The organism is Dyella sp. LX-66 (genome assembly GCF_018599165.1).
Taxonomy (GTDB): domain Bacteria; phylum Pseudomonadota; class Gammaproteobacteria; order Xanthomonadales; family Rhodanobacteraceae; genus Dyella_D; species Dyella_D marensis.
In genome coordinates this window covers 67,322-93,081 of record NZ_JAHFVJ010000003.1, presented here as the reverse complement: position 1 = coordinate 93,081, position 25,760 = coordinate 67,322, and the positions used below count along the sequence as shown (strand labels likewise).

27 protein-coding genes are annotated in these 25,760 nt (G+C 67.4%); 16 read left to right on the top strand and 11 right to left on the bottom strand.

Annotated elements, in window-relative coordinates:
- Positions 1-106 precede the first annotated feature (106 nt).
- The 5 genes from KK141_RS07035 (at position 107) to KK141_RS07015 (ending at position 4,675) form a co-directional block, all read left to right on the top strand.
- Positions 107-415, top strand: coding sequence for a hypothetical protein (locus KK141_RS07035; protein ID WP_214569066.1), 309 nt, complete (start codon positions 107-109; stop codon positions 413-415).
- Positions 416-1,798: an ATP-binding protein gene (locus KK141_RS07030; RefSeq protein ID WP_214569065.1), complete on the top strand. Its 1,383-nt coding sequence runs from the start codon at positions 416-418 to the stop codon at positions 1,796-1,798.
- A gap of 92 nt (positions 1,799-1,890) precedes the next feature.
- Positions 1,891-2,841, top strand: coding sequence for an SPFH domain-containing protein (locus tag KK141_RS07025; protein WP_168648146.1), 951 nt, complete (start codon positions 1,891-1,893; stop codon positions 2,839-2,841).
- Between the two features lie 28 nt (positions 2,842-2,869).
- Positions 2,870-3,316: an NfeD family protein gene (locus KK141_RS07020; RefSeq protein ID WP_214569064.1), complete on the top strand. Its 447-nt coding sequence runs from the start codon at positions 2,870-2,872 to the stop codon at positions 3,314-3,316.
- Between the two features lie 60 nt (positions 3,317-3,376).
- The gene (locus KK141_RS07015; protein ID WP_214569063.1) at positions 3,377-4,675 is read left to right on the top strand and encodes a threonine/serine exporter family protein; all 1,299 of its coding nucleotides are present in this window, start codon (positions 3,377-3,379) and stop codon (positions 4,673-4,675) included.
- 149 nt (positions 4,676-4,824) lie between these two features.
- Here KK141_RS07015 and KK141_RS07010 read toward each other — a convergent pair whose 3' ends face one another.
- The 3 genes from KK141_RS07010 to KK141_RS07000 all read right to left on the bottom strand — a co-directional run bounded on the left by KK141_RS07010 (position 4,825) and on the right by KK141_RS07000 (position 7,846).
- A complete protein-coding gene (locus KK141_RS07010) occupies positions 4,825-5,154 on the bottom strand; it encodes an H-NS histone family protein (protein WP_214569062.1) in 330 nt (109 codons plus the stop codon).
- Between the two features lie 310 nt (positions 5,155-5,464).
- Complete coding sequence (locus tag KK141_RS07005; RefSeq protein ID WP_214569061.1) at positions 5,465-7,162, bottom strand: proline--tRNA ligase; 1,698 nt, start codon at positions 7,160-7,162, stop codon at positions 5,465-5,467.
- A 228-nt stretch (positions 7,163-7,390) separates the two neighbouring features.
- Positions 7,391-7,846: a DUF4124 domain-containing protein gene (locus tag KK141_RS07000; RefSeq protein ID WP_214569060.1), complete on the bottom strand. Its 456-nt coding sequence runs from the start codon at positions 7,844-7,846 to the stop codon at positions 7,391-7,393.
- 125 nt (positions 7,847-7,971) lie between these two features.
- Here KK141_RS07000 and KK141_RS06995 point away from each other — a divergent pair, with 125 nt between their 5' ends.
- The 3 genes from KK141_RS06995 to rimI are packed head-to-tail and all read left to right on the top strand — an operon-like array spanning position 7,972 to position 9,693.
- The gene (locus KK141_RS06995) at positions 7,972-8,745 is read left to right on the top strand and encodes a phosphatidylcholine/phosphatidylserine synthase (RefSeq protein WP_167252322.1); all 774 of its coding nucleotides are present in this window, start codon (positions 7,972-7,974) and stop codon (positions 8,743-8,745) included.
- Complete coding sequence (locus KK141_RS06990) at positions 8,742-9,218, top strand: hypothetical protein (RefSeq protein ID WP_214569059.1); 477 nt, start codon at positions 8,742-8,744, stop codon at positions 9,216-9,218. The genes KK141_RS06995 and KK141_RS06990 overlap by 4 nt, the downstream gene beginning before the upstream one ends.
- Before the next feature lie 4 nt (positions 9,219-9,222).
- Positions 9,223-9,693 carry a ribosomal protein S18-alanine N-acetyltransferase gene (gene rimI, locus KK141_RS06985; protein WP_214569058.1) on the top strand — a complete coding sequence of 157 codons (471 nt, stop codon included), beginning with the start codon at positions 9,223-9,225 and terminating at the stop codon, positions 9,691-9,693.
- Between the two features lie 98 nt (positions 9,694-9,791).
- On the opposite strand, the gene KK141_RS06980 is transcribed toward rimI, so the two are convergent.
- The 5 genes from KK141_RS06980 to KK141_RS06960 all read right to left on the bottom strand — a co-directional run bounded on the left by KK141_RS06980 (position 9,792) and on the right by KK141_RS06960 (position 15,944).
- Positions 9,792-12,614, bottom strand: a complete 2,823-nt coding sequence (locus KK141_RS06980) for a valine--tRNA ligase (RefSeq protein WP_214569057.1) — start codon at positions 12,612-12,614, stop codon at positions 9,792-9,794.
- 283 nt (positions 12,615-12,897) lie between these two features.
- Positions 12,898-13,971 (bottom strand): uroporphyrinogen decarboxylase, encoded by a 1,074-nt coding sequence (gene hemE, locus KK141_RS06975; protein WP_214569056.1) that lies wholly within the window; start codon positions 13,969-13,971, stop codon positions 12,898-12,900.
- A gap of 1 nt (position 13,972) precedes the next feature.
- Positions 13,973-14,233 carry a WGR domain-containing protein gene (locus tag KK141_RS06970; protein WP_167252317.1) on the bottom strand — a complete coding sequence of 87 codons (261 nt, stop codon included), beginning with the start codon at positions 14,231-14,233 and terminating at the stop codon, positions 13,973-13,975.
- Positions 14,234-14,298: 65 nt separating this feature from the next.
- Complete coding sequence (gene aroB / locus KK141_RS06965) at positions 14,299-15,408, bottom strand: 3-dehydroquinate synthase (protein ID WP_250901609.1); 1,110 nt, start codon at positions 15,406-15,408, stop codon at positions 14,299-14,301.
- A complete protein-coding gene (locus KK141_RS06960) occupies positions 15,405-15,944 on the bottom strand; it encodes a shikimate kinase (protein ID WP_214569055.1) in 540 nt (179 codons plus the stop codon). The genes aroB and KK141_RS06960 overlap by 4 nt, the downstream gene beginning before the upstream one ends.
- Positions 15,945-15,970: 26 nt before the next feature.
- Between KK141_RS06960 and KK141_RS06955 the strand changes: the two genes are divergently transcribed.
- The 3 genes from KK141_RS06955 to KK141_RS06945 all read left to right on the top strand — a co-directional run bounded on the left by KK141_RS06955 (position 15,971) and on the right by KK141_RS06945 (position 18,874).
- A complete protein-coding gene (locus KK141_RS06955) occupies positions 15,971-16,798 on the top strand; it encodes an SDR family oxidoreductase (protein WP_214569054.1) in 828 nt (275 codons plus the stop codon).
- A gap of 198 nt (positions 16,799-16,996) precedes the next feature.
- The gene (locus KK141_RS06950; protein ID WP_214569053.1) at positions 16,997-18,250 is read left to right on the top strand and encodes a M12 family metallo-peptidase; all 1,254 of its coding nucleotides are present in this window, start codon (positions 16,997-16,999) and stop codon (positions 18,248-18,250) included.
- 282 nt (positions 18,251-18,532) lie between these two features.
- The gene (locus KK141_RS06945; protein ID WP_214569052.1) at positions 18,533-18,874 is read left to right on the top strand and encodes a heavy metal-binding domain-containing protein; all 342 of its coding nucleotides are present in this window, start codon (positions 18,533-18,535) and stop codon (positions 18,872-18,874) included.
- An 18-nt stretch (positions 18,875-18,892) separates the two neighbouring features.
- On the opposite strand, the gene KK141_RS06940 is transcribed toward KK141_RS06945, so the two are convergent.
- Positions 18,893-19,723, bottom strand: coding sequence for a kinase (locus KK141_RS06940; protein WP_214569051.1), 831 nt, complete (start codon positions 19,721-19,723; stop codon positions 18,893-18,895).
- Between the two features lie 39 nt (positions 19,724-19,762).
- Here KK141_RS06940 and pdxH point away from each other — a divergent pair, with 39 nt between their 5' ends.
- Genes pdxH through KK141_RS06925 form a run of 3 tightly spaced genes read left to right on the top strand, consistent with a single transcriptional unit; the run spans position 19,763 to position 21,632 of the window.
- Positions 19,763-20,350, top strand: coding sequence for a pyridoxamine 5'-phosphate oxidase (gene pdxH / locus KK141_RS06935; RefSeq protein WP_214569050.1), 588 nt, complete (start codon positions 19,763-19,765; stop codon positions 20,348-20,350).
- Between the two features lie 12 nt (positions 20,351-20,362).
- Positions 20,363-20,803 carry a secondary thiamine-phosphate synthase enzyme YjbQ gene (locus tag KK141_RS06930; RefSeq protein ID WP_214569049.1) on the top strand — a complete coding sequence of 147 codons (441 nt, stop codon included), beginning with the start codon at positions 20,363-20,365 and terminating at the stop codon, positions 20,801-20,803.
- 28 nt (positions 20,804-20,831) lie between these two features.
- Positions 20,832-21,632: a cobalamin-binding protein gene (locus KK141_RS06925; protein WP_214569048.1), complete on the top strand. Its 801-nt coding sequence runs from the start codon at positions 20,832-20,834 to the stop codon at positions 21,630-21,632.
- 47 nt (positions 21,633-21,679) lie between these two features.
- On the opposite strand, the gene KK141_RS06920 is transcribed toward KK141_RS06925, so the two are convergent.
- Positions 21,680-22,255 (bottom strand): YggT family protein, encoded by a 576-nt coding sequence (locus KK141_RS06920; protein WP_167252308.1) that lies wholly within the window; start codon positions 22,253-22,255, stop codon positions 21,680-21,682.
- A complete protein-coding gene (gene proC / locus KK141_RS06915) occupies positions 22,252-23,073 on the bottom strand; it encodes a pyrroline-5-carboxylate reductase (RefSeq protein ID WP_214569047.1) in 822 nt (273 codons plus the stop codon). The genes KK141_RS06920 and proC overlap by 4 nt, the downstream gene beginning before the upstream one ends.
- 395 nt (positions 23,074-23,468) lie before the next feature.
- Between proC and KK141_RS06910 the strand changes: the two genes are divergently transcribed.
- Both KK141_RS06910 and KK141_RS06905 read left to right on the top strand, forming a co-directional pair.
- The gene (locus tag KK141_RS06910; RefSeq protein WP_167252306.1) at positions 23,469-24,506 is read left to right on the top strand and encodes a type IV pilus twitching motility protein PilT; all 1,038 of its coding nucleotides are present in this window, start codon (positions 23,469-23,471) and stop codon (positions 24,504-24,506) included.
- A gap of 31 nt (positions 24,507-24,537) precedes the next feature.
- Positions 24,538-25,704 (top strand): PilT/PilU family type 4a pilus ATPase, encoded by a 1,167-nt coding sequence (locus KK141_RS06905; RefSeq protein WP_214569046.1) that lies wholly within the window; start codon positions 24,538-24,540, stop codon positions 25,702-25,704.
- Positions 25,705-25,760 lie beyond the last annotated feature (56 nt).

Genomic DNA, 25,760 nt, shown 5'->3' with positions numbered 1-25,760 from the left:
TCACCCCAACCTACGACCGTTGTGCGCGGCCATGCCTAAAGATGGTTGCCCGTTGCACCCACCGCATATCAAGATGCCGCGATCCTGAGCCTCCTGGGGAACGAGCATGCGTCGATGGATGATGTTGGGCTTCACCGTGGCGGCCTTCGCGGCGCACGCGCAATCCGCGCCGCAGGCGAGCGACAGCTGGCAGCGGCCGGCGGCAGCGTCCAGCGTGGCCTATGGCAGCAGCCCGGCCACCGGTACGCGCGATGGCCAGGGCGCCTTCCGGTTCAAGGACGACAGGCCCGGCGAGTCGCGCTTCAAGGTCGAAGGCTCGTCGCAGCGCAGCGGTCGGGGCCCGCAGACGATCTGCGACTCCTCCAACGCCGCCTGCAAGCAGGAACGGTCGCTGAGCTCCGGCCAGGGCCGCTGAGTGCTGCGACGCCTCGACACCCTGCAGACGCGCCTGGCGCTGCTGCTGTGCCTGGCCTATGTGTCGGGTGCGCTGCTGTACATCGGCATCACCCAGTGGCCATTGCCGCAGCTGCTGCAATGGATGAAGCACGACCTCGGCGTGACCGTGCAGCCGCCTTCGCACCTGGGCGTGTGGGGCGGGCTGGCGGTGAGTGCGGGCGTGGCGATTCCGCTGTCGATCTGGCTGGCGGGGCGGGTGATGCATCCGCTCAACCGCCTGCTGCGCGCGCTGGAAGGTGCGGTGGCCAGCTATCGCGACGGCGATTTCAGTTTCTCCATCGCAGCGCGGCGCCATGACGAACTCGGCGACCTGATCCGCATGCACAACGCGCTGGGCCAGACCCTGCGCGAGCAGCGCCAGAACCTGGCCCAGCGCGAACTGCTGCTGGACACGGTGGTGCAGAACACGCCGGTGGCGCTGGTGCTGACCGACAGCATCGGTCGCGTCACCTACGCCAATATCGCCGCGCGCCATCTGTTCAACGAAGGGCGCACGCTGCACGGCCTGGATTTCATGGAACTGCTGGCCGACGCGCCCGACGCGCTGCGCCGCGCGGTGGAAGGCGGCGAGGATGCGCTGCTGACGGTGGAGATGGATGGCAGCGAAGAGACCTTCCATCTCTCGCAGCGCAGCTTCCGCCTGCAGGGACGTCCGCACCGGCTGCAGCTGTTCCGCCGCATGACGCGCGAGCTGTCGCGGCAGGAAGTGGCGACGTGGAAGCGCGTGATCCGCGTGATCAGCCACGAGTTGAACAACTCGCTGGCGCCGATCTCCTCGCTCGCGCATTCCGGCGCGGAGCTGGCGCGCCGCGGCCAGACCGAACGCCTGCCCGGCGTGTTCGCCACCATCGGCGAACGCGCGCGGCATCTGCATGGCTTTATCGCCGGCTATGCCAATTTCGCCAAGCTGCCGGCGCCGCAGCCGGTGTCGATTCCGTGGCGGCCGTTCCTGGACAGCCTGGCCCTGCACTGCAGGTTCCGCGTGGAAGGCAGCCTGCCCGAGCAGGAAGGCTGGTTCGATGCGGGGCAGATCGAGCAGGTGCTGATCAACCTGGTGAAGAACGCGCACGAATCCGGCAGCGCCGAAGACGGCGTGAGCCTGTCGCTGACGGTGATCGGCCGCGACGTGCGCATCGAAGTGGCCGACCGCGGCCCCGGCATGAGCGAGACCGTGCTGGCGCAGGCGCTGCTGCCGTTCTATTCCACCAAGCGTTCCGGCACCGGCCTGGGACTGGCCCTGGCGCGCGAAATCGCCGAGGCGCATGGCGGGCGCATCACGCTCGCCAATCGCGAGCAGGGCGGCCTGCGCGTTAGTTTGTTGTTGCCGTTGAAGCTGGCCTGACGTCCTTGCGCACAGTGACGTCATAACGTAACCGCCCCCTGCCTGGACCTCCCCTATACTCCGCGCCATCGTCACGGACAGGAGGTTGGGCCATGGGTTCGCTTTTAGCGCTGGTGGTCGTGGTGGTCGCGGTCATCATGATCGCCAAGCTGGTACGCATCGTGCCGCAAGGCTACGAATGGACGGTGGAGCAGTTCGGCAAGTACACGCATACGCTCACGCCGGGCCTGCATTTCCTGATTCCCATCATGTATAGCGTCGGCCGCAAGGTGAACATGATGGAGCAGGTGCTCGACGTGCCCTCGCAGGACGTCATCACCAAGGACAACGCGGTGGTGCGCGTGGACGGCGTGGTGTTCTACCAGGTGCTGGACGCGGCCAAGGCCGCCTATGAAGTGTCCAACCTGGAACAGGCCGCGCTGGCGCTGATCATGACCAATATCCGCACGGTGCTGGGCTCGATGGATCTGGACGAATCGCTGAGCCAGCGCGATGCGATCAACGCGCAGCTGCTGCGCGTGGTCGACGAGGCCACGCATCCGTGGGGCGTCAAGGTCAACCGCATCGAGATCAAGGACATCGCGCCGCCGCGCGACCTGGTCGATTCGATGGCGCGCCAGATGAAGGCCGAGCGCGAGAAGCGCGCGCAGATCCTCGAAGCAGAAGGCCTGCGCCAGTCGGCGATCCTCAAGGCCGAGGGCGAGAAGCAGTCGGCGATCCTTTCCGCGGAAGGCAAGAAGGAAGCCGCGTTCCGCGAAGCCGAGGCGCGCATCCGCCTGGCCGAGGCCGAGGCGCAGGCGACCACGCTGGTTTCCAACGCGATCGCCAACGGCGACGTCAATGCGCTGAACTACTTCGTCGCCAACAAGTACGTGGAGGCGCTGAAGGAGATGGCGCATTCGCCCAACCAGAAGATGCTGCTGCTGCCGGTCGAAGCCACCGGCATCATCGGCTCGCTGGCCGGCATCGCGGAGCTGGCCAAGGAGTCGCTGGGCCAGCAGCAGGAGAAGAACACGGTGCGCCGCACGCCGCCGCCGGTCTGAAGCGCCGCATCGTCGAAGGGGGTTAGCCATGTTTCCCGATATCGCAACGCATTACCTGTGGTGGATCGTCGCCCTGGTGCTGATCGGCGCCGAAGTGCTGCTGCCGGGCTATTTCCTGCTGTGGATCGGCATCGGCGCGGCGGCCACCGGCTTGCTGGTGCTGGTGGCGCCGCTGCCGATGCTGGCGCAGGCGATCGCCTTCGTGGTGCTGGCCTTTCTGTCCTGCGCGATCTACTGGTACCAGGTGCGCCCGCGCATGCGGCGCACCGACCAGAGCGAGTCGCGGCTCAACCGCCGCGGCGAGCAGAACATCGGCCGGCAGTACGTGCTGGCCGAGGCCATCGTCAACGGCCGCGGCAAGGCGCGCGTGGGCGACGGCCTGTGGCTGGTGAACGGGCCGGACCTGCCGGCCGGCGCGACCGTCGAGGTGGTGGCGGTGGAAGGCAATACGCTGCAGGTGAAGCCGGCCGCGTGAGGCCGCCGTTCGGACGGCCAAACGTATTCAAGCCGGCGCCTTCCGGGTGAGAATGCGGGCATGAGCTTCCCGCCTTCCTCGCCCGCCGGCTTCGCCGCGCCCACGCTGAACTTCGCCACCGCGGCGCTGAACACGCGCATCGCCTTCCTGGTGGAGCTGGCGCGGCGCCTGCACCAGTACGGCACCTCGGCGCCGCGCCTGGAAATGGCCATCGCAGGCTCGGCGACGCGGCTGGGGCTGGCAGCGGAAGTGTGGTCCAGCCCGACCGCCATCATCATTTCCTTTTCCGACCAGGCGCAGGGCGACGACGGCGTCGCCCAGGTCACCCAGGTGATGCGCCTGCCGCCGGGCGACGTGAATCTGGCGCGCCTGTGCCAGGCCGACCTGATCGCCGACCAGGTGATCGCCGGCCAGATCGAACTGCGCGAAGGCTTCCGCCTACTGCGCGAACTGGGCCGGCCGGATACGCGCCGCGCCCAGGCCGGCGTGATCGCCAGCTATGGCCTGGCTGCCGCCAGCATCGTCGCGCTGCTGCTGCACAGCTCCTGGGCCGACCTGCTGACCACCGCGGTGATCGGCCTGATGATCGGCACCATCAGCGTGCTGTCGGCCACACGCCCGCGGCTGGCGGTGGCGAGCGAGGCGATCTGCGCGCTGGTCGGCACGGTGTTCGCGATCCTGGTCAGCGCGCTGGTGGTGCCGCTGGCGATCAAGTCGGTGATCCTGGCCGGCCTGATCATGCTGATGCCCGGCATGGCGCTGACCACTGCCGTGCGCGAGATTTCCAGCCAGCATCTGGTGGCCGGCATGGCCAGGATGGGCGGTGCGCTCGCTACCTTGCTCAAGCTGACCTTCGGCACCGTCGCCGGCGCGCAGCTGTGCGCTGCGGTCGGCATCTATCCGCGCGACTTCTCCTTGCCACCGCTGCCCGCCTGGACCGAGCTGCCTGCGCTGCTGGTCGCCGCGATCGCGTTCGCCATGGCGTTCCGCGCGGCGCGGCGCGACTGGCTGGTGGTGATGGGCGCGGTGGTGGTGGGTTATGTGTCCACGCGCTGGGGCGGCCTGGTCGCGGGGCATCTGCCGGCGGCGCCGTTCGGCGTGTTTCTCGGCGGCTTTCTGCTGGGCGCGCTGTCCAATGTTTATGCGCGCTTTGCGCATCGGCCGGGCGCGGTGGTGCGCGAGCCGGGGATTATCCTGCTGGTGCCCGGCAGCGTAAGTTTCCGCAGCGTGTCGTATCTGCTGGAGCGCGATACGGTGCTGGGTTTCGATACCGGCGTATTGCTGGTGACCCTGCTGATTTCGCTGGTGGCCGGCTTGCTGTTCGGCGATCTGCTGGTGGCGCCGCGGCGTTCGCTGTAGCGGCGGCGATTAACCGGACGGGTTAATCGTGCTGCGGCGACGTGCCACGGATGTTCCATGTTGCATAAACGATGCACTTCGAATGATGCGAATGGAAAAGAAAAACGCCGGCGCAAGGCCGGCGTTTTCTTTTACGCGGAGCGCGGCGATCAGATCGCCAGATCCTTTTCCTTCTTGCCCGCCTTCAGCGCGTCGTTGAACCAGCGCGGACGCTTGCCGCGGCCGGACCAGGTCTGCTCCGCATCGAGCGGGTTGCGGTACTTCGGCGGCACGATGCCGCCGCTCTTGCGCGGGCCCTTGGCCGCGCGGCCCTGGCCGAACACGTCGTCGAACGCGAAGCCTTCGGCCTTGATCAGGGCGTGGATCTTTTCACGCAGCTTGACGACCTTGTCCTTGCGCAGTTCGGTCTGGCGCGACTGCGCCTTGGCGATCAGGTCGTTGAGCTGGTTATGGTTGAGATTCTTGATATCGACAGCCATGACTACTCCCGGGTGATGAGCCATTAACGGCATTATGGTTGTTTTAGGTGCAATGTTTCGAATCGGTATTGCGCGGGGGATTCTGGATGATCCGTTCCGGAATTGCAAAATACCGGAGTTATTCCCCGGTAATGCAGTCGCGCCAGCTTTACGGGGCATTATTCATCCGATTCCTAATTCGGAAGCGGATGATTAACCCGTAATAGGGCAGGGCGGCCTGGCCTGGCTGCCGGTTTTCATGCCTTGCGCGCCACAAAATGAGAACGGCCGCACAAGGCGGCCGTTCTGCGCACACTTCACCCGGAAAGAATCAGCCGAGCAGGGAGAACAATTCCTCGGTATTAATCGCCCGGGCTTCCGCCTCATTACGCGCCCGGTATTCCAGGGTGCCGGCGGCGATGCCGCGCTCGCTGACCACCACGCGGTGCGGGATGCCGATCAGCTCCATGTCGGCGAACATCGCGCCGGGGCGCAGGCCGCGGTCGTCCAGCAGCACCTCGATGCCGCGCTGCTGCAACTGCGCGTACAGCGTCTCGGCGGCCTGGGTCACCTCGGGCAGGCCCTTGGGATTGATCATGCACACGGCCACGCGCCAGGGCGCCATGGCCTGCGGCCAGATGATGCCGGCCTCGTCGTGGCACTGCTCGATGGCGGCGGCCACGATGCGGCTGACGCCGATGCCGTAGCAGCCCATCAGCATCACCTGGGCCTTGCCGTTCTCGTCCAGCACGGTGGCCTTGAGCGCTTCGGCGTACTTGCCGCCGAGCTGGAACACGTGGCCCACCTCGATGCCGCGGCCCATGCGCAGGGCACCCTTGCCGTCGGGCGAAGGGTCGCCTTCGACCACCTTGCGGATGTCTTCCACGCGGGTGACGCGGGCATCGCGTTCCCAGTTGGCGCCGGTGTAGTGGGTGCCGTCCTGGTTGCCTCCGCAGACGAAGTCCGCCAGCACGGCGGCGCTGCGGTCGATGATCACGGGGATCTCCGCCGGCAGGCCGGCGGGGCCGATAAAGCCGGGGCGGGTGCCGGTGACGGCGAGAATCTCCGCCTCGGTGGCGAGCACCGATTCGCCCGGCATCTCGGCCAGCTTGCCGGCCTTCACTTCGTTGACTTCGTGGTCGCCGCGCACGCACAGCGCGACCAGGCCCTTGCTGCCCTGGACCAGGATGGTCTTGACGCACTGGCTGGGCTCGACCTTGAGGAAGGCGGCCACTTCGTCGATGGTCTTCTGCGTGGGCGTGTCCACGCGCTTCAGTTCCGCGGAAGCAGCAGGGCGCGCGGCGGTGGGCGCCAGCGCCTCGGCCTTCTCGATATTCGCGGCGTAATCGGAACCATCCGAGAACACCAGGGCATCCTCGCCGGTATCGGCCAGCACCTGGAATTCGTGGCTGGCATTGCCGCCGATGGCGCCGGTGTCGGCCTGCACCGCGCGGAACTTCAGGCCCAGGCGGGTGAAGATGCGCGCGTAGGCGTCGTACATGGCCTGGTAGGTCTGGCCCAGCGATTCCTGCGTGAGATGGAAGGAGTAGGCGTCCTTCATCACGAACTCGCGCGCGCGCATCACGCCGAAGCGCGGGCGGATCTCGTCGCGGAACTTGGTCTGGATCTGATAGAAGTTGACTGGCAGCTGCTTGTAGCTCTTCAGCTCGTTGCGCGCGAAGTCGGTGATCACCTCTTCCGCGGTGGGCGCGTAGCAGAACTCCTGCTCCTTGCGGTCCTTGATCTTCAGCAGCTGGCCGCCGAATTTCTGCCAGCGGCCGGTTTCTTCCCACAGCTCGCGCGGCTGGATGGTCGGCATCAGCAGCTCGACCGCGCCGGCGCGGTCCATTTCCTCGCGCACCACGTTCTCGACCTTGCGCATCACGCGCAGGCCCAGCGGCGCCCAGGTGTACAGGCCGGCGGCGAGCTTGCGGATCATGCCGGTGCGCAGCATCAGCTGATGGCTGGCGATCTCGGCGTCGGCGGGCACTTCCTTGACGGTGGCCAGGTGGTATTGGCTGAGGCGCATGCGGGTGGCGTTCCGGCGGGTAAAGAAGCCGAGTATAGCGATTCCCGATTGGCCTGATTTCCTCGATCTTCCCAAGGCGAACCCTTCTCCCTTCGGGAGAAGGTGGCGGCAGCCGGATGAGGGTTCGGCCGGAGTCGAGCGCATCACTCTTGCGCTCCGCCCGTACCCTCACCCCAACCCCTCTCCCAAGGGGAGAGGGGCTCAACGTCGCGGCAATCGATGTGCGGCTTACTCGTTCGGGCAGTACTGCTTGTACTGCGCCTCGGCGGTGGACTGCTGCTGCTTGCGCTGCGCGTCGTCCAGCACCTTGGCCTGGTTGCCTTCCTGCACCACCACCGGCTTCTTGTCGCGCAGGATGTCCAGGTTGCCCTTGAGCGTGGTGCAGAGCTTCTTGCGGTTGTCCGGCGTGTCGGCCACCGGCGCCTGGGCCGGCGCCTCGGCGGAGCCGCTGGTCTGTTCGCGGCCGCTGCCTTCCTTGGCCGGCTGGGGCGCCTCGGACGGCGAGGACTGCGGAATGCCGGACAGGGTGATCTTCTTGGACGCGCCGCCCTTCGGCGGAGGGGTGTCGGAGTAGTGCACGGAGCCGCTGGCGTCGGTCCATTTGTAGACCTGCTGGGCCGCGGCCGGCAGGGCGAAGGCCAGGGGGGCGAGCAGCAGGGCGGCGGCGATCAGCGGGCGACGCATGGTCTTCTCCGGGGAAACTGGAAGGCGGGACAGGGCGGAAAAACGCTCGGCGCCCTTGTTAGCACCCGCACGGATAGGACTCAAGCGATGGTTTACACTGCGCGCATTCCGTCACGGATTGATCCATGAGCGAGACCACGCCCGTCCGCCCGCCGCGCCACCGGGGCATCTACCTGCTGCCCAACCTGTTCACCACGGGAGCCATGTTCGCCGGCTTCTACGCGATCGTGGCCAGCATCGGCGGCAGCTACAGCGACGCGGCCATCGCGGTGTTCGTGGCCGCCGTGCTGGACGGCATGGACGGCCGCGTGGCGCGCCTCACCGGCACGCAGAGCGAGTTCGGCGTGCAGTACGACTCGCTGTCCGACCTGGTCAGCTTCGGCCTGGCGCCCGCGCTGGTGATGTACACCTGGTCGCTGTCCACGCTCAAAGCCTATGGCCCGCTGTGGGGCAAGCTGGGCTGGGCCGCCGCCTTCATCTATGCCGCCTGCGCGGCGCTGCGCCTGGCCCGCTTCAACACCCAGGTGGGCGTGGCCGACAAGCGCTATTTCCAAGGCCTGGCCAGCCCGGCCGCCGCCGCGGTGTGCATGTCCTTCGTATGGAGCATGGACAAGTTCGGCGTGGGCGGCGACGAGCTCTGCTTCTTCACCCCGTTCATGGCGGTGCTGGTGGGCCTGCTGATGGTCAGCCGCTTCCGCTACTACAGCTTCAAGTCGCTGCCGATGGGCGAGCGCGACCGCGTGCCGTTCCTGTGGATCATCGTGGGCGTGCTGATCCTGATCCCGTTCCTGGTCGATCCGCCGCGCGTGCTGTTCGTGGTGTTCACCCTGTACCTGCTGTCCGGCCCGGCCCTCACCTTGTGGGGCCGCGCCACCCGCCGCCGCCGCGGAGCGGCATGAGCGCGATGGCGCCGTCCGGTTCCCTGCATCGTTCGCGCGTGCTGCGCGCACTGGGCGTCACGCCGTGGGTGCGGCGCGACGCGCCGACGATGCCGTCCGCACCGGCCGATGCGCCCGTGGCGGAAACCGCCGCGGGCCATTGCGTGGTGCTGCTGCCTGCCGGCTGCGAGCCGCGCACGCTGGACCTGCTCGGCCGCGCGCTGACCGCCTTCGGTCCGGCGCTGGCCCGCGCCGCGCGCATCGAAGTGCGGGACGGCCGCCTAGCCGCCGCGCCGCTGGCCAAGGCCTACCTGGTGTTCGGCGAGGCCCAGGCGCATGCGCTGGGCCGCGAATTGCCCGCGGCGATGCTGCAGCAGGCGCATATCGTGCTGGCCGACGAGCCCGGCGCGGTGCACGGCTCCGGCGCCGGCAAGCGGCGCTTGTGGAACGCGCTGCGCAGCCTGCGCCGCGCCCTGGCCGAGACCGCGGGCTGAGGCCATGGTCGCGGTCGCACGGCCCCATGCCGAAGTCCGCGCCATGCGCCGCGAAGACCTGCCCGGCGTCGCCGCGCTGGAACGCGCGTCCTACGATTTCCCCTGGAGCGAAGGCATCTTCGGCGACTGCCTGAAGGCCGGGCATCCGGCCTGGGTGCTGTGGGTGGAGGGCGAAATGGCCGGCTACGGCGTGCTCTCCGTCGCCGCCGGCGAGGCCCACGTGCTCAACTTGTGCATCAGCCAGAACCACCGCGGCCTGGGCCTGGGCCGGCACCTGCTGCGCCGCCTGCTGGACGTGGCGCGCTGGAACGGCGCCGAGCGGGTGTTCCTGGAAGTGCGGCCGTCGAATCCGGTGGCGCAGACCTTGTACCGCTCGATCGGCTTCGAGGAGATCGGCCGGCGCCCGAATTACTACCCGGCGAAGCAGGGCAGGGAAGATGCGATCGTGATGGCGCTGGATTTCGTCGCACCATGACGCCGTAGGTTGGGGTGAGCGTAAGCGAACCCCAACAGTCCCGCACGTTATCGCAGCGTTGGGGTTCGCATGTGCTCACCCCAACCTACGTCAGTCGCTCAGCCAAGCTTGACCAACTGCTCCCGCAACGCATTCAACTGCGTGCCCCAATCCGCAATGCGCTGGCGCTCCTGCGCCACCACGTCCGCCGGCGCATTCGCCACGAAGTTGGCATTGCCCAGCTTGCCCTCGCACTTCTTGATCTCGCCTTCGATGCGGCCGATCTCCTTGCCCAGGCGCGTCTTCTCCGCGCCCACGTCGATCAGCCCGGCCAGCGGAATCAGCACGCGCATCGAACCCACCACCGCGGCCGCGGCGGCCGGCTCGTCCGCGCCGGCGTCGATCCACTGCGGCGCATCCACGCGCGCCAGGAAGGCGATCTGCGCGGCGAACTTCGCGGCGCGCGCGCGATCGGCGGCGTCGCCGTCGGCGAGCAGCAGCGGGATGGTCTTGCCCGGCGCGATATTCATTTCCGAGCGGATGCGGCGGATGCCGCTCAGCACGTTCTTGAACCACTCGACTTCGGCGGTGGCCGCATCGTCGGCCACGATGTCGCCGGCCTTCGGCCACGGCCGGCGCAGCAGGGCTTCCTCGGTGAGGCCCAGCAGCGGTGCGACCGACTGCCAGATCTCCTCGGTGATGAACGGCACGATCGGATGCAGTGCGCGCAGCACCGTCTCCAGCACCACCAGCAAGGTGCGGCGGGTGGAAGCGGCAGCGGCCGCGTCGTCGCCGTTGAGCGCCGGCTTGGACAGTTCCAGGAACCAGTCGCAGTACTCGTTCCAGACGAACTCGTACAGCTCTTGCGCAAGCAGGTCGAAGCGATAGGTAACGAAGTGCTGTTCGACGTCGCTCAGCGTTTGCTTGAGGCGCGTGAGGATCCAGCGCTCCGCTTCCGTCGCCGGCGGCGTGCCGGCCGCGGCGATGGCGCCGTTCTCCACGTTCATCAGCACGAAGCGCGCGGCGTTCCACAGCTTGTTGCAGAACGCCTTGTAGCCTTCGGCGCGCTTGATGTCGAAATTGATGGTGCGGCTATAGCTGGCCAGCGCGGCGAAGGTGAAGCGCAGCGCGTCGGTGCCGATCGCGGGAATGCCGGCCGGGTAATCCTTGCGGATGCGCTTTTCCACTTTCTCGCGCACCTGCGGAATCAGCAGCGACTTGGTGGATTTCTCCACCAGCGGTTCCAGCTCGATGCCGTCGATCAGGTCCAGCGGGTCCAGCGTATTGCCCTTGGACTTGGACATCTTCTGGCCTTCGGCGTCGCGCACGATGGCGTTGATGTACACCTCGCGGAACGGCACCTGGCCGGTGAAATACTTGGTCGCCATCACCATGCGCGCGACCCAGAAGAAGATGATGTCGAAGCCGGTGACCAGCACCGAACTGGGCAGGAAGATCTTGTCCGCCTGCCAGTCCGCCACCACTTCGCCGCGCTCGTTCTTCACCGGGCCGTCCGCCGGCCAGCCGAGCGTGGAGAACGGCCACAGCGCGGAGCTGAACCAGGTATCGAGCACGTCCTCGTCCTGGCGCAGCGCGCCGACCGGCGGCACCGCGGCATGCGCGCGCGCGTCGGCTTCGTTTTCGCCCACGAAGATGTTGCCGGCCTCGTCGTACCACGCCGGAATGCGATGGCCCCACCACAGCTGGCGGCTGATGCACCAGTCCTGGATGTTCTCCAGCCATTGCGTGTAGGTGGTGCTCCAGTTTTCCGGCACGAACTTGATTTCGCCCGAGCGCACGGCGTCCAGCGCCGGCTCGGTGATCGCCTTGCGGCCGGCATCGCTGGTGAGGTCGACGAACCACTGGTCGGTGAGCATCGGCTCGATCACCGCGTCCGAACGCTGGCTCACCGGCACCTGCAGCTTGTGCGGCTTGGTTTCGACCAGCAGGCCTTCGGTTTCCAGGTCGGCCAGCACGCGCTTGCGCGCTTCGAAGCGGTCGAGGCCGCGGTACTGCTCCGGCGCGTTCTCGTTGACCTTCGCGTCCAGCGTGAAGATGTTGATCGGCGCCAGGTTGTGGCGCTGGCCGATGGCGTAGTCGTTGAAGTCGTGCGCCGGCGTGATCTTGACGAAGCCGGTGCCGAATTCGCGGTCGACGTAGTCGTCGGCGATCACCGGGATCTCGCGGTTCGACAGCGGCAGGCGCAGCATCTTGCCAACCAGGTGCGCGTAGCGCTCGTCTTCCGGATGCACCGCCACGGCGACGTCGCCGAGCATGGTTTCCGGACGCGTGGTGGCGACGACGACGCTGTCGCTGTTGTCCACCGTGTAATAGCGGATCGACCACAGGTGGCCGTCGCGCTCCACGTTGTTCACTTCCAGGTCCGACACGGCAGTGCCCAGCGCCGGGTCCCAGTTCACCAGACGGTTGCCGCGATAGATCAGCCCCGCGCGGAACCACTCCACGAACACCTTGCGCACCGCGGACGACAGCCCCTCGTCCATGGTGAAGCGCTCGCGCGACCAGTCGGCGGCGACGCCCAGGCGGCGCATCTGGTTGGTGATGGTGGAGCCGGATTCCTCCTTCCACTGCCACACGCGCTCGACGAAGGCCTCGCGGCCCAGGTCGTGGCGGGTCTGCCCGGCGGCGGCGAGCTGGTTCTCCACGATCTTCTGCGTGGCGATGCCCGCGTGATCGGTGCCCACCTGCCACAGCGTGTTGAGGCCGCGCATGCGCTGGTAGCGGATCAGCATGTCCATCACGGTCTGCTGGAACGCATGGCCCATGTGCAGGGTGCCGGTGACGTTCGGCGGCGGCAGCAGGATGCAGTACGGCTCGCCGTGTCCCGAGGGCTTGGAATTATCGACTTTGAGCAGGCCACTGGCTTCCCAGCGCGCATACCACTTCGACTCGATCTGGCGGGGCTCGAAACTCTTGTCCATCGGGGGCTCGTCATGGCGCGCCGGGGCGGGCGCGTGGGTGGGAACGGGGTAAAGACCCTGGATTGTAAGGGTGGGGGCTGGAGGCTGCCAGAAACAGGCTGGCGCGGACCTGCCCGGATGGGAACCCTTCTCCCCGTCGGGGAGAAGGTGGCGGCAGCCGGATGAGGGGTCGGGGCTCGCGACGGGAGATCGACAGGGCGAGGCTTGCTTTCTGCTCCCGCTTCTACGCTCCGGCCGACCCCTCACCCCAGCCCTCTCCCCGGAGGGGAGAGGGGGTACGTCTTCAGGCCTTGGCGCGTACTACGCGGCCATAGGCATGCACTTCATCCACCAGCACCTTCACATGCTCCGGATCCACTTCCGGCGTAATGCCATGCCCCAGGTTGAACACATGGCCCGGGTGGTTGCCGAAGCTGTCCAGCACGGCGCGCGCCTCGCGGCGGATGGTCTCGGGGTTGGAGCGCAGCACGGCGGGGTCGAGGTTGCCCTGCAGGGCCACGCGGCCACCGACGGCGGCGCGGGCGTCGGCCAGGTCGATGGTCCAGTCCACGCCCAGGGCGGCGCAGCCGGTGTCGGCCATGGCGGACAGGTGGCGGTGGGCGCCCTTGGAGAACAGGATCACCGGCAGCTCGCGCGCATGCGCGTCGGCCTTCAGCGCATCGACCACCTGGGCCATGTAGCGCAGCGAGAATTCACGGTACGGCGCGGGGCCGAGCATGCCGCCCCAGGTGTCGAACACCATCAGCGCTTGCGCGCCGGCCGCGGCCTGCGCGGCGAGGTAGGCGGCCACCGAGCGGGCCAGCGTATCGAGCAACTGGTGCGCGAGCTTCGGCTCGTTCCAGCACATGGCCTTGAGCGTGGCGAAATCGCGCGAGCCTTCGCCTTCGACCATGTAGCAGGCCAGCGTCCACGGGCTGCCGGAGAAGCCGATCAGCGGCACGCGGCCACGCAGCTCGCGGCGGATCGTGCGCACCGCATCCATCACGTAGCGCAGCTCGCCGTCCATGTCGGGCACGCCGAGCTTGTCGATGTCGGCCCGCGTGCGCACCGGATGCGCGAACTGCGGACCTTCGCCCTGCGCGAAGCTGAGCCCCAGGCCCATCGCGTCGGGAATGGTGAGGATGTCGGAGAACAGGATCGCCGCATCCAGGTCGAAGCGCTCCAGCGGCTGCAGGGTCACTTCGCAGGCCAGCTCCGGCGACTGCGCCAGCGCCATGAAGCTGCCGGCGCGGGCGCGCGTAGCGCGGTACTCCGGCAGATAGCGGCCGGCCTGGCGCATCACCCAGATCGGCGTGGTGTCGGTGGGTTCGCGGCGCAGGGCGCGCAGAAAGCGGTCGTTCTTCAAAGCTTCGGTCATATCAACGTCCGTACGGGCCGTCCATGCCCTGGCTGAACATCAGGCGGTAGCCGCGCTTGAGCTGCGCATCGCGCGCCTTCTCGAACGCCGCGATGGCGTCGTCGCGCTCCAGGAACTGCTCGCGCTTGAGGCTGGCCTTGCCGCCCTGCACGCCGGTCTCGCGGTACAGCGTCCAGCCGCCGAGCAGATCCTGCTCCAGCACGATCTGGACGTAGCGGGGCGCTTCGCCGGAGCTGGGCGCGGTTTGCAGGTAGAGGCGCATGGAAGGCTGCATGGTGGATAGGGGGCGGTGGGCCGCGAGTTGGGCATTCTAGCCAGAAGGCGGCCTCAGGCCGAAGTCGCCTCGCGCAGCGTGGCCAAGACCGCGCCTTCGTCCACGCCGCCGACGATCTGGGCCCGCCCGATGCCGCGCCACAGGATCAGCCGCAGCGTGCCGGCGGTGTTCTTCTTGTCCAGGCGCATCAGGGCGAGCAGGGCCTGCGGGTCCATGCCGGCGGGGATCGCGGTGGGCAAGCCCAGCCGTTCCAGCAGGCGCTGCAGGCGCGCGGTGTCGGCGGCGACGCTCATGCCCAGCCGCTCGGACAGGCGTGCGGCCAGCAGCATGCCGACCGCCACGCCTTCGCCATGCAGCAGGGCGGTGTACTTGCCGGCGGTTTCCAGCGCGTGGCCGAAGGTGTGGCCCAGGTTGAGCAGGGCGCGTTCGCCCTGCTCGGTTTCGTCGCGGGCCACTACGCCGGCCTTGTATTGAACCTTGCGTGCGATCGCTTCGACCAGCGGCGCGGTGTCGCGCGCGGCCAGCGCGTCGGCCTGCTGTTCCAGCCATTCGAAGAACGGCAGGTCGCCGATCGCCGCGCCCTTCACCACCTCGGCCAGGCCGGCGCGGTATTCGCGCTGCGGCAGGGTGGCGAGGGTGTCGATATCGGCCACCACCGCGCGCGGCTGGTGGAAGGCGCCGACCAGGTTCTTGCCGGCCGGCAGGTTCACGCCGGTCTTGCCGCCGACCGAGGAATCGACCATGGCCAGCAAGGTGGTCGGCATCTGGATGAAGTCGATGCCGCGCATCCAGCAGGCCGCACTGAAGCCGGCCAGGTCGCCGACCACGCCGCCGCCCAGCGCCACCACGCAGGCGTCGCGGGTGGCGCCCAGCTGGGCCAGCGCGTCCAGTGCGCGGCCCACGTTGTCGAAGGTCTTGTGCGCCTCGCCGTCGTCAAGCAGGAAGGCCGACCACTGCAGGCCTTCCAGCCCTGCGGCCACGCGCTCCAGATACAGCGGCGCCACCGTGGTGTTGCTGACCACCAGCGCGTGGCGGCCACGCAGCATGGCGCGCCAGCGCGCGCGGTCGCCGAGCAGGCCGGGGCCGATCCATACCGGATAGGCGCGCTCGCCGAGGGCGACGTCGATGGTGCGCGGGGAGGAAGTGTGGTGATTCATGCTCATGCGGCCTGCTGGCGCTGCCAGTGCTGGTCGATCAGGGCGATGCTGCGTTCGCTGGCGGCGAGTACGAGTTCGTGCTCGCCGGGGATCACCAGGTCGGCGACATCGGCATACAGCGGCGTGCGGATGCCCGCCATGGATTGAAGTTTCGCGCGGCGGTCCTCGCCGGCCAGCAGCGGGCGGCTGCGGTCGCGGGCCAGGCGTTCGAGCTGCTGCTCCACCGTGGCCTGCAGCCACAGCACGTAGCCGCGCTCGGCCAGCAGCCGGCGGTTGGCCGGGTCCAGCACCGCGCCGGCGCCGGTGGCCAGCAGCACGCCGCTACGCGCGCTGCACGCTTCCAGCAGGGTGCTTTCGCGGCGGCGGAAGCCGGCCTCGCCTTCCATTTCGAACACCGTGCTCACGGTGGCGCCGCAATGGCGCTCGATTTCCTGGTCGAGATCCAGGAACTCCAGCCCATAATGCGCGGCCAGCCGCCGGCCGATCGACGTCTTGCCGGCGCCGGTCGGACCGACCATGAACAGGTTGCACGAGGGATTCATATGCCGACTTTAACAGCAGGCCACGCATGACCGGACGGGTGTTGCTGGCCGGATGCGGCGATCTTGGGATGCGCGTGGCGCAACGCCTGCTGGCGCGCGGCGACGAGGTATGGGCGCTGCGGCGTTCACCTGCGCGTGACGGGGAGCATGGTGTGCGCTGGGTGCGCGGCGATCTGACGCAGGCGGAGAGTTTGCGTGCGTTGCCGGGGGGGATCACTCGCGTGGTGTATTCGCCGACGCCGGGGGTGCGCGAGGAGGCTGCGTATCGCGCGATCTTTGTCGATGGCTTGAAGCATCTGCTTGGGGCGCTGTCTGGCGCGCCGCTGGAGCGCGTGCTGTTTGTTTCGTCGAGTGCCGTGTACGGCGAACATGGCGATGGCTGGGTGGATGAGGCTACGCCGCCGGCGCCGCCGGGTTTCAATGGGCGCGTGTTGCTTGAGGCGGAGCGGTGGCTCGCTGCGCAGGCGGTGCCTTCGGTCAGTCTGCGCCTGGCTGGCATCTACGGGCCAGGCCGCATGCAGTTGCTCGAACGCCTGCGCGCGGGCGAAGCGCGGGTGCCGCGGGATCCGCCGCATTGGTCGAATCGTATTCATGTGGATGATGCGGCGGCGGCGGTCATGCATCTGTTGGAGTTGTCCGCGGCGGAGCGTGTCTATGTCGGGGCGGATGACACGCCATTGCCGATGCATGTGTTGTATGAGCACCTTGCCGGTTTGATCGGTGCGCCGCGTCCGGAGGATGGTGCGGCGCCGCCCGGCATCGGTAGCAAGCGGTTGAGTAATGCGCGTCTGCGGGCGAGCGGATTCGCATTTCGCTGGACGGATGCGCGGGAAGGGTATCGCGCGCTGCTGTGATTGCCTGGGTTGGTCGCCAAGTGGCGGGAATAATGCTGCATTTGTCCATTGCTTCGCGTACATGGGCAAGAGCCGCATTTGATGCCGCGTGTCCGTGCCATGGTGGTGGGGAAGGTCAACCGTTCGCGTGCTTTTGCCAGAGGCCATGGCCTTCATATGACGAGGCCGGGGTGCGCGACTTTTCCCGGGAGAAACTTTATGCAACGCCACGCGTCTTTCTACCTGCTGAGCCTGCCGGTTTTCCTGTGGCTGCCGTCCTATGCCACAGCTTCCGACGAACCGCCGGCCCGGCTCTTTTCCACGACTGGGCAGGGGCATGGTCGCTCCGCCGCGCTGCAGCGCGAGCCTCTTTCTGCAGGCAGCTCGCCAAGCGTTGCGGTACAGGCGCACGCCTCATCGCTGACGACACGGACCGAGCAACTGCTGCTGCCGCTGGCCGTCGATCAAATGGTCCAGCGTGGCCGCTCCTATTCCTTGTCCAGTGGTGCCGTCGTGTGGGAAGGGCGCACCATGGAGTCCGGACGACGCGTCGTATCGGCATCGCCGGTTGAGCAAGAGGGTGGATCGGTGATCCTGGTGCGTCATGGGGCGCACATCCATGGAAAGTTGCATGCGATGGGAAAGCTTTTTCTGATTCAGCCTACGACGCATGAAATGCATGAGCTCATCGAGATCGATCGCAGCCGTATGCCGCCGTTGCACCCGGTGGCCGATGTCCGCCCGGTGCAGCGGGCGGTCGAAGTCGCGTCCGTCGAACCCGTAACGGTTCCACGCAAGGGAACGGCAACGGACCCCATCGTTATCCACTTGATGGTCAATTACACGCAAGCAGTGCTCAAGCGCCGCCCCTCCATCGACGAGTACATCGACCTGCTTGTGGCCGAGACCAATCGAGGGCTTTTCGCTTCCGACATATTCGTAAAGCTTGATGTGGTGGCGAAAACAAGGGTCGAATATACGGAAAGTGGCAGGCTCGTCACGGACCTGGCCAATTACCGGCGCGCCGATGATGGCAGCATGGATGAAGTCCATGCGCAGCGCGATACTGCAGGCGCCGATCTGAATGTGCTGCTGGTGAATAACGGCGATGGCTGCGGACAGGCGGCCTCCGTCGGAGGTGACTCCAGTACGGCATTTGCTGTTGTCAACCGCATTTGCACAACCGGCAGCGGCACATTCGGTCACGAACTCGGTCATTTGTTCGGAGCCCGGCATGATCCAGGTTCTGACAGCAGCAATCGGCCATATGCCTATGGGCATGGCTACCAGTCCGAGGCAGGTGGCTGGCATACGATCATGGCTTATCCATGCAAAAAAACAGCCTGCGAGGAAATCAACCGCTGGTCCACCCCGCATCAGACATACCAGGGGCGGGTACTGGGCGATGCACATGCGAGCGACAATCGCCGCGTACTCAACGAGCGGGCTGCGACGGTAGCGGAGTTTCGCTGAGAAGCAGTCGATGGACCGGTGGCGAAGATCGAATATCAAGGCGCCAAGATAGGGTGCCTTTGGTTAGGAGCGGCCGGAGCGTCAGGTTATGTGCGGTCATCTACGGCGGCTTTGCATCGGCAGATGAATCAGGCCGCTCGGAGAGCTTCTCGTGCCGCGCAGTTCGAAGGGAAAATGCAAGTCCGGCTATGCGGGTGCAGGGGGGATTCGTACCTGCCGGCACATTCCGGACGCCTGCGGTTGTGGGACCATCAGGGCCTTAACACTATCCAGGAGCAACCCATGGCCCACGTCTCCCCCACCATGGTCACCACCGGCAACGAATTGCCGGGTTATCGCGTTGTCCGCCCGATGGGTATCGTGCGTGGGATTACCGTGCGTTCGCGCAGCATCGTCGGCAATCTGGGGGCGGCACTGCAGACGCTGGTTGGCGGCAATATCTCGATCTATACCGAGCTGTGCGAGAAGGCGCGCGAGGAAGCGTTCGAGTTGATGCTGCAGCATGCGGGGCAGCATGGTGCCAATGCGGTGGTGGCGATGCGGTATGACGCCAACGACGTGGCGGAAGGCGTTACCGAAGTGCTGGCGTATGGGACGGCGGTGGTGGTCGAGCCGTTGACTTGAGTAAGGAGCAGGCGCGGCTTAGAAGTGGCTGAGGCCGGTGACGTGCCGCTGCGTGTCGTACTCCACGCAGGTGTCGGCCAGTGCGGGCAGGATGGCCAGGGCGTGGCGGCTCAGGCGTTCGAAGTGGGCGAGGAAGTGTTCCATCGCGCTCGCGTCCATGGCCAGCGGCGCATGGCGGGCGAGCAGTTCCTCTTCCTGCTGGCTGCGCCACTGGCGCACCACTTCCCAGTTCGGCGCCTGCAGCACCACCAGCGCGTCCAGCTTGCGCCATAGCGGCTGGTAGCCGCGCAGCTGCTTGTTGACCCAGTGGCGCCAGGTGCCGTCGGGGTCTTCGTCGCGCTCCATGGCGTTGACCGGTTCGTCCAGCGCGGACTGCAGCTGCGGCTTGATGCCCAGCGCCCAGCCTTCCAGCACGATGAGCTTCGGCGGCCGGCTGATCTTCGGCCAGCGCGACGGCGGCATGCGCGTGTCGCGGCCCTTGTCGAAGCGCGGATAGGTGACCGGCAGCTTTTCCGACGCATGCGGCAGGGCCGCCAGCACCGACATCAGCAATTCGATCTCATGCGTGCCGGGCACGCCGCGGGTCTTCAGCAGCGGGTGGATCTGGTGGGCGAGCGACTCGCGCTCGCTGCGGCTGTAATAGAAGTCGTCCAGCGCCAGCACCTCGGTGGCCAGGCCGCGGGCCTCGGCCTGGGCCTTCACCTCCCGCGCCAGGGTGCTTTTGCCGCTGCCCTGCAGGCCGGAGATACCCAGCAGGTAGGGCCGCCGCGAGCGGGCGATGCGGCCGGCGTACTGATCCAGCAGGAGTCCCGCCAGGGTCGAATTCTGCGTGATAGCATCGTTAACCATCCGCGCATGATGACGCGCGCCGGCCACGATTCAAGACCCATGCTGAAACCCGAAATCCTCGAGACCTTCCAACAGCTGCTGGAGGGTGCCCGGGCCAGCGGCGACCCCGAGCCCACGGCCATGACGCTTTCCACCGCCGACGCCGGCGGACGGGTGAGCTCGCGGGTGGTGCTGCTCAAGGGCGCCGACGAGCGCGGCTTCCGTTTCTTCACCAACTATCAGAGCGACAAGGGCAGCGAGCTCGAAGTGCATCCGCAGGTGGCGCTGTGCTTCCACTGGAAGATGCTGCGCGACGGCGTGCAGGTGCGCATCGAAGGCGCCGCGCGCAAGCTGATGGAGGAAGAGTCGGACGCCTACTTCGCCAGCCGCCCGCGCCTGAGCCAGATCGGCGCCTGGGCTTCGCTGCAGTCGCAGACCCTGCCGGACCGCGACACCTTCGAGCAGCGCGTGGCGCGCTACGAGCAGGAGTTCGACGGCCGCGACGTCACCCGTCCCCCGCACTGGGGCGGCTACGTGGTGGAGCCGGACATGATCGAGTTCTGGTACGGCGCGCAATACCGCCTGCACGAACGCGTCCGCTGGAGCCGCCACGGCCAGACCTGGACGCACCGCATGCTTTATCCGTAGAGGATCGCAGTCATGACCCGAGCCGCGCCCGCCGGACACGTCGCCCAGCAAGGCTTCACCGTGCATACGCGCGGCCGCGGTTTCAGCGAGATCACCGACAAGGTGACCGAGGCGGTCATGGCGGCGGGCGTGCACACCGGCATCGCCCATGTCTTCACCACGCATACCAGCTGCTCGCTGCTGATCAGCGAGAACGCCGACCCCGCGGTGCGCGACGACCTCGAACGCTGGTTCGCCCGCGCCGTGCCCGATGGCGACGCGATCTTCCAGCACGACGCCGAAGGCCCGGACGACATGCCGGCCCACGTGCGCTCCATCCTCACCGGCGTCAGCCTCACCTTGCCGGTGCATGGCGGCAAGCTGCTGCTGGGCACCTGGCAGGGCGTGTACCTGTGGGAGCACCGGCGCGATCCGCACCAGCGCAAGGTCACCGTGACCGTGCTGGGCCACTGAGCCACCCCTGCGCTTTCAAGCCGAGACCATGTCCACCGACGCTTTTCCGCACCGCATCGTCTGCCTCACCGAAGAGCCCACCGAAGTCCTCTACGCGCTGGGCGAGGAGCACCGCATCGTCGGCATCTCCGGCTTCACCGTGCGGCCCGCTCGAGCCAGGAAAGAGAAGCCGAAAGTCTCGGCCTTCACCAGCGCGAAGATCGGCGAGATCCTGAAGCTGGAGCCGGACCTGGTGATCGGTTTCTCCGACATGCAGGCCGACATCGCGCGCGAGCTGATCAAGGCCGGCGTGGAAGTGTGGATCAGCAACCATCGCAGCGTGGACGGCATCCTGGCCTATATCCGCCGGCTCGGGGCGATGGTGGGGGCGGGCGCCAGGGCCGAGGCCTACGCGCAGGAAGCCGAACGCCATATCGCCGGGATCCGCGCGGCCGCCGAAGCGCTGCCGAAGCATCCGCGCGTCTATTTCGAGGAATGGGACGAGCCGCTGATCACCGGCATCCGCTGGGTGGCCGAGCTGGTGCGCATCGCCGGTGGCGAGGACGTGTTTCCGCATCAATCCGGCGAGTCATTGGCCAAGCACCGCATCCTGGCCGATCCCGGCGAGGTGGTGCGCGCGGCGCCGGACGTGATCTTCGGCTCGTGGTGCGGCAAGCGCTTCCGGCCCGAGCACGTCGCGGCAAGGCCGGGCTGGGACGCGATCCCGGCGGTGCGCAGCGGCGACGTGGTGGAGATCAAGTCGCCGATCATCCTGCAGCCGGGACCGGCGGCGCTGTTCGATGGGCTGGCCGAACTGCATCGCCATATTGCCGCCTGGGCGGCGAAATAGCGGCGCAGGTTGGGGTAAGCGCAGCGCACCCCAACGTGGCGATGGCGTCAGCGCCCCAGCGCGAGCTGCACACCCAGCGCCGTCAGCGGCGCCGCCACCAGAATACGCAGCAGCACCAGCACGATCACCGCGATCCACGGCGAGAAATCCAGCCCGCCGGCCACCAGCTTGCCGCGCAGCGGGCGCAGCACCGGCGCCACCAGGTTGCCGACCAGGCGCAGCGCGGGATGGCGCTGGTCCATCGGGAACAGGCTCAGCAGCGACCAGATGAAGATCAGCACCAGGTAGGTGAGCAGCACGAAGTCGAGCAGGTCGGCCAGGCCCAGCACCAGCAGGCCGAGCGGATCGGGTGCCTGGCCGTACAGCGCGAACGTCACCAGCCGCTGCAGCAGCATCAGCACCCACAGCAGCAGTACGCAGGCCAGGTTGATGCGCCGCCAGTTCGGCAGCACGCGGCGCAGCGGCGCCAGCACCGGATTGGTGTAGCGGTAGAGGAACTGGCTCAGCGGATTGTTGAAGTCCGCGCGCGTGGCCTCGGCCAGCAGGCGCAGCAGGAACAGCGTGCAGACCGCGCCGAAGACGAGGTCGACCAGGAAGGAAACGGCATTCAGCAGATAGCTCACGAGGCGTCATCCAGGGCGGCGGCCAGTTCCTCGCCGCGTCGGGTGGCGGCGGCGACGGCGCGCGCCACCATGCGCGGCAGCCCGTCGGCGCTGAAGCTTTCCAGCGCGGCCTGGGTGGTGCCGTTGGGCGAGGTCACCCGGCGGCGCAGCTCGGACGGGTCCTCGCCGCTTTCGGCCAGCATGCGGCCGGCGCCCAGGCAGGTCTGCGCGGCCAGCGCGCGCGCGGTTTCGCGCGGCATGCCCTGGGCCACGGCGGCGTCTTCCAGCGCTTCGACCAGGGCGAAGAAATAGGCCGGGCCGGAACCGGACAGCGCGGTCACCGTATCCATCAGCGCTTCGTCTTCCAGCCAGCGGGTGAGGCCGGCGGCGTCCAGGATGCGCTGCGCGACGGCACGCTGCGGCGGGCTGACCCGGCTGTTGGCGCACAGGCCGGTGGCGCCGGCGCCGATCAGGGCGGGCGTATTGGGCATGCAGCGCACGATCGGCAGGGCGCCGAACCAGCGTTCGAGCTGGTCGATGCGCACGCCGGCGGCGATCGAGATCAGCATCGGGCGATGCTGGCGCAGCACGTCCTGCAGCTCGGCGCGCAGCGCCGGCATCACCTGCGGCTTCACCGCCAGCAGCACCACCTCGGCCTCGGCCGCGGCGGGCCGGGCATCGGCATAGCAGGCCACGCCGAATTCGCGGCCCAGCTCCTGGCGCGCCTCGGCGCGCGGCTCGGCCACGCTGACGGAGGAGGCCGCGATCCCGGTCTTGAGCAGGCCGCCGATCAGGCTGCGCGCCATGTTGCCTCCGCCGATGAAAGCGATGCGGGTCATGCGGGTTCCTTGGGGAAGGGGTGGTGGGTGGGTGAGTACCTTAGCGGAGGGTCCGAATAGCGTCGAATGCTCGCAAGGTGGAATCCTTCTCCCCTCGGGAGAAGGTGGCGGCAGCCGGATGAGGGTTCGGGCGGAGTGCAGCGTTCCACTCCGCCCGAACCCTCTCCCCAACCCCTCTCCCGGAGGGAGAGGGGCTTTACGCCAGGCCCCGCTCCACCTGGTTATCACTTTCAAACATCGGCCACCCGAAAGACTGGCTCCTGTCGCCGCGCCGCGAGTAGTATCGGGCCGCTGCGAGGGGGACCCGCCAGGGTGGCAGCGCTCAGGCCGAGCCAGGCCGCCCGCGACCGTTCCCCGCGCCGTACCGCCCAAAGTGAACGCTCGAAGGGGAACGCATGGATATCGCCGAACTACTGGCCTTCTCGGTGAAGAACAAGGCGTCGGACTTGCACCTGTCCGCCGGCCTGCCGCCGATGATCCGCGTGGACGGCGACGTCAGGCGCATCAACATCCCGGCGCTGGAGCACAAGCAGGTGCACGCGCTGATCTACGACATCATGTCGGACAAGCAGCGCCGCGACTACGAGGAGTTCCTCGAGGTCGACTTCTCCTTCGAGATCCCGGGCCTGGCCCGCTTCCGCGTCAACGCGTTCAACCAGAACCGCGGCGCCGGCAGCGTGTTCCGTACCATTCCGTCCGAAGTGCTGACCCTGGAAGACCTCGGCGCCCCGCGCATCTTCCGCGAGCTGATCGAACAGCCGCAGGGCCTGATCCTGGTCACCGGTCCGACCGGTTCGGGCAAGTCCACCACGCTGGCGGCGATGGTCGACCACATCAACAAGAACGAATACGGCCACATCCTCACCATCGAGGACCCGATCGAATTCGTGCACACCTCGCAGAAGTGCCTGGTCAACCAGCGCGAAGTGCACCGCGACACCCACGGCTTCAACGAGGCGCTGCGCTCGGCGCTGCGCGAAGACCCGGACTTCATCCTGGTGGGCGAGCTGCGCGACCTGGAAACCATCCGCCTGGCGCTCACCGCCGCGGAAACCGGCCACCTGGTGTTCGGCACCCTGCATACCAGCTCGGCGGCCAAGACCATCGACCGCATCATCGACGTGTTCCCCGCCGGCGAGAAGCCGATGGTGCGCTCGATGCTGTCCGAATCGCTGCGCGCGGTGATCTCGCAGTCGCTGCTGAAGAAGGTGGGCGGCGGACGCATGGCGGCGCACGAGATCATGGTCGGCATCCCGGCCATCCGCAACCTGATCCGCGAGGACAAGGTGGCGCAGATGTACTCGTCCATCCAGACCGGCCAGCAGTACGGCATGCAGACCCTCGACCAGAACCTGCAGGACCTGGTCAAGCGCGGCCTGATCACGCGCCAGCAGGCCGCGGCGTACGCCCGGAACAAGGAAGTGTTCAAGTGATCCACACCTACGTCTCCGCAGGAGACCGCTCATGAGCGACTTCGACTTCACCTCCTTCCTCAAGCTGATGGTCCACAAGAAGGCCTCGGACCTGTTCATCACCGCCGGCGTCGCGCCGTCGATGAAGGTGCAGGGCCGCATCGTGCCGATCACGCAGAGCCCGCTGTCGGCGCAGCAGTCGCGCGACATGGTGGTCAACGTGATGACGCCCTCGCAGCGCGAGGAGTTCGAGAAGACCCACGAATGCCAGTTCGCCATCTCGGCGCAGGGCGTGGGCCGCTTCCGCGTGTCGTGCTTCTACCAGCGCAACTGCGTGGGCATGGTGCTGCGCCGGATCGAGTCCAAGATCCCGACCATCGAGGAACTGAGCCTGCCGCCGGTGATCAAGCAGCTGGCCATGACCAAGCGCGGCATCATCATCTTCGTCGGCGGCACCGGCACCGGTAAGTCGACTTCGCTGGCCTCGATGATCGGCTACCGCAACGCCAACTCGACCGGGCACATCATCACCATCGAGGACCCGATCGAATACGTGCACAAGCACGAGGGCTGTATCATCACGCAGCGCGAGCTGGGCATCGACACCGACAGCTGGGACAACGCGCTGAAGAACACCCTGCGCCAGGCGCCGGACGTGATCATGATCGGCGAGGTGCGTACGCGCGAGACGATGGAACACGCCATCAACTTCTCCGAAACCGGCCACCTGTGCCTGTGCACGCTGCATGCAAACAACGCCAACCAGGCGATGGACCGCATCCTGCACTTCTTCCCGGAAGACCGCCGCGCGCAGCTCTTTATGGACCTGTCGCTGAACCTCAAGGGCGTGGTCGCGCAGCAGCTCATTCCGACACCGGACGGCAAGGCGCGCCGCGTGGCGGTGGAGATCCTGCTGGGCACGCCGCTGGTGCAGGACTACATCCGCCAGGGCGAGATCCACAAGCTCAAGGAAGTGATGAAGGAATCGACCAACCTCGGCATGAAGACCTTCGACCAGAGCCTGGTCGAGCTCTATCACGCCGGCGAGATCTCCTACGAGGACGCGCTGCGCCACGCCGACAGCTCCAACGAAGTGCGCCTGCGCATCAAGCTGGCCCAGGGCGGCGACGCGCACACGCTGTCGCAGGGCCTGGAAGGCGTGGAGCTGGAAGAGACACGCGATGCCAACCAGCTGGGCGGCGGCATGCTGTATCGCTGACGCGGCACGTTACCGGTCGCTGCAAAAAGAAAGGAGCCCGCGGGCTCCTTTCTCGT

Excerpts from the sequence above, each read along its gene's own strand:
- proC (WP_214569047.1), bottom strand. The coding sequence starts at position 23,073 with ATGACCCGCATCGCTTTCATCGGCGGAGGCAACATGGCGCGCAGCCTG.
- KK141_RS06955 (WP_214569054.1), top strand. The coding sequence starts at position 15,971 with ATGACCGGACGGGTGTTGCTGGCCGGATGCGGCGATCTTGGGATGCGC.
- KK141_RS07015 (WP_214569063.1), top strand. The coding sequence starts at position 3,377 with ATGAGCTTCCCGCCTTCCTCGCCCGCCGGCTTCGCCGCGCCCACGCTG.
- KK141_RS06910 (WP_167252306.1), top strand. The coding sequence starts at position 23,469 with ATGGATATCGCCGAACTACTGGCCTTCTCGGTGAAGAACAAGGCGTCG.
- KK141_RS06925 (WP_214569048.1), top strand. The coding sequence starts at position 20,832 with ATGTCCACCGACGCTTTTCCGCACCGCATCGTCTGCCTCACCGAAGAG.
- KK141_RS06995 (WP_167252322.1), top strand. The coding sequence starts at position 7,972 with ATGAGCGAGACCACGCCCGTCCGCCCGCCGCGCCACCGGGGCATCTAC.
- pdxH (WP_214569050.1), top strand. The coding sequence starts at position 19,763 with ATGCTGAAACCCGAAATCCTCGAGACCTTCCAACAGCTGCTGGAGGGT.
- hemE (WP_214569056.1), bottom strand. The coding sequence starts at position 13,971 with ATGACCGAAGCTTTGAAGAACGACCGCTTTCTGCGCGCCCTGCGCCGC.
- KK141_RS06980 (WP_214569057.1), bottom strand. The coding sequence starts at position 12,614 with ATGGACAAGAGTTTCGAGCCCCGCCAGATCGAGTCGAAGTGGTATGCG.
- KK141_RS07005 (WP_214569061.1), bottom strand. The coding sequence starts at position 7,162 with ATGCGCCTCAGCCAATACCACCTGGCCACCGTCAAGGAAGTGCCCGCC.
- aroB (WP_250901609.1), bottom strand. The coding sequence starts at position 15,408 with ATGAGCATGAATCACCACACTTCCTCCCCGCGCACCATCGACGTCGCC.
- KK141_RS06930 (WP_214569049.1), top strand. The coding sequence starts at position 20,363 with ATGACCCGAGCCGCGCCCGCCGGACACGTCGCCCAGCAAGGCTTCACC.
- rimI (WP_214569058.1), top strand. The coding sequence starts at position 9,223 with ATGGTCGCGGTCGCACGGCCCCATGCCGAAGTCCGCGCCATGCGCCGC.
- KK141_RS07010 (WP_214569062.1), bottom strand. The coding sequence starts at position 5,154 with ATGGCTGTCGATATCAAGAATCTCAACCATAACCAGCTCAACGACCTG.
- KK141_RS06940 (WP_214569051.1), bottom strand. The coding sequence starts at position 19,723 with ATGGTTAACGATGCTATCACGCAGAATTCGACCCTGGCGGGACTCCTG.
- KK141_RS06945 (WP_214569052.1), top strand. The coding sequence starts at position 18,533 with ATGGCCCACGTCTCCCCCACCATGGTCACCACCGGCAACGAATTGCCG.
- KK141_RS06905 (WP_214569046.1), top strand. The coding sequence starts at position 24,538 with ATGAGCGACTTCGACTTCACCTCCTTCCTCAAGCTGATGGTCCACAAG.
- KK141_RS07000 (WP_214569060.1), bottom strand. The coding sequence starts at position 7,846 with ATGCGTCGCCCGCTGATCGCCGCCGCCCTGCTGCTCGCCCCCCTGGCC.
- KK141_RS06970 (WP_167252317.1), bottom strand. The coding sequence starts at position 14,233 with ATGCGCCTCTACCTGCAAACCGCGCCCAGCTCCGGCGAAGCGCCCCGC.
- KK141_RS07020 (WP_214569064.1), top strand. The coding sequence starts at position 2,870 with ATGTTTCCCGATATCGCAACGCATTACCTGTGGTGGATCGTCGCCCTG.
- KK141_RS07025 (WP_168648146.1), top strand. The coding sequence starts at position 1,891 with ATGGGTTCGCTTTTAGCGCTGGTGGTCGTGGTGGTCGCGGTCATCATG.
- KK141_RS06990 (WP_214569059.1), top strand. The coding sequence starts at position 8,742 with ATGAGCGCGATGGCGCCGTCCGGTTCCCTGCATCGTTCGCGCGTGCTG.
- KK141_RS06950 (WP_214569053.1), top strand. The coding sequence starts at position 16,997 with ATGCAACGCCACGCGTCTTTCTACCTGCTGAGCCTGCCGGTTTTCCTG.
- KK141_RS06960 (WP_214569055.1), bottom strand. The coding sequence starts at position 15,944 with ATGAATCCCTCGTGCAACCTGTTCATGGTCGGTCCGACCGGCGCCGGC.
- KK141_RS07035 (WP_214569066.1), top strand. The coding sequence starts at position 107 with ATGCGTCGATGGATGATGTTGGGCTTCACCGTGGCGGCCTTCGCGGCG.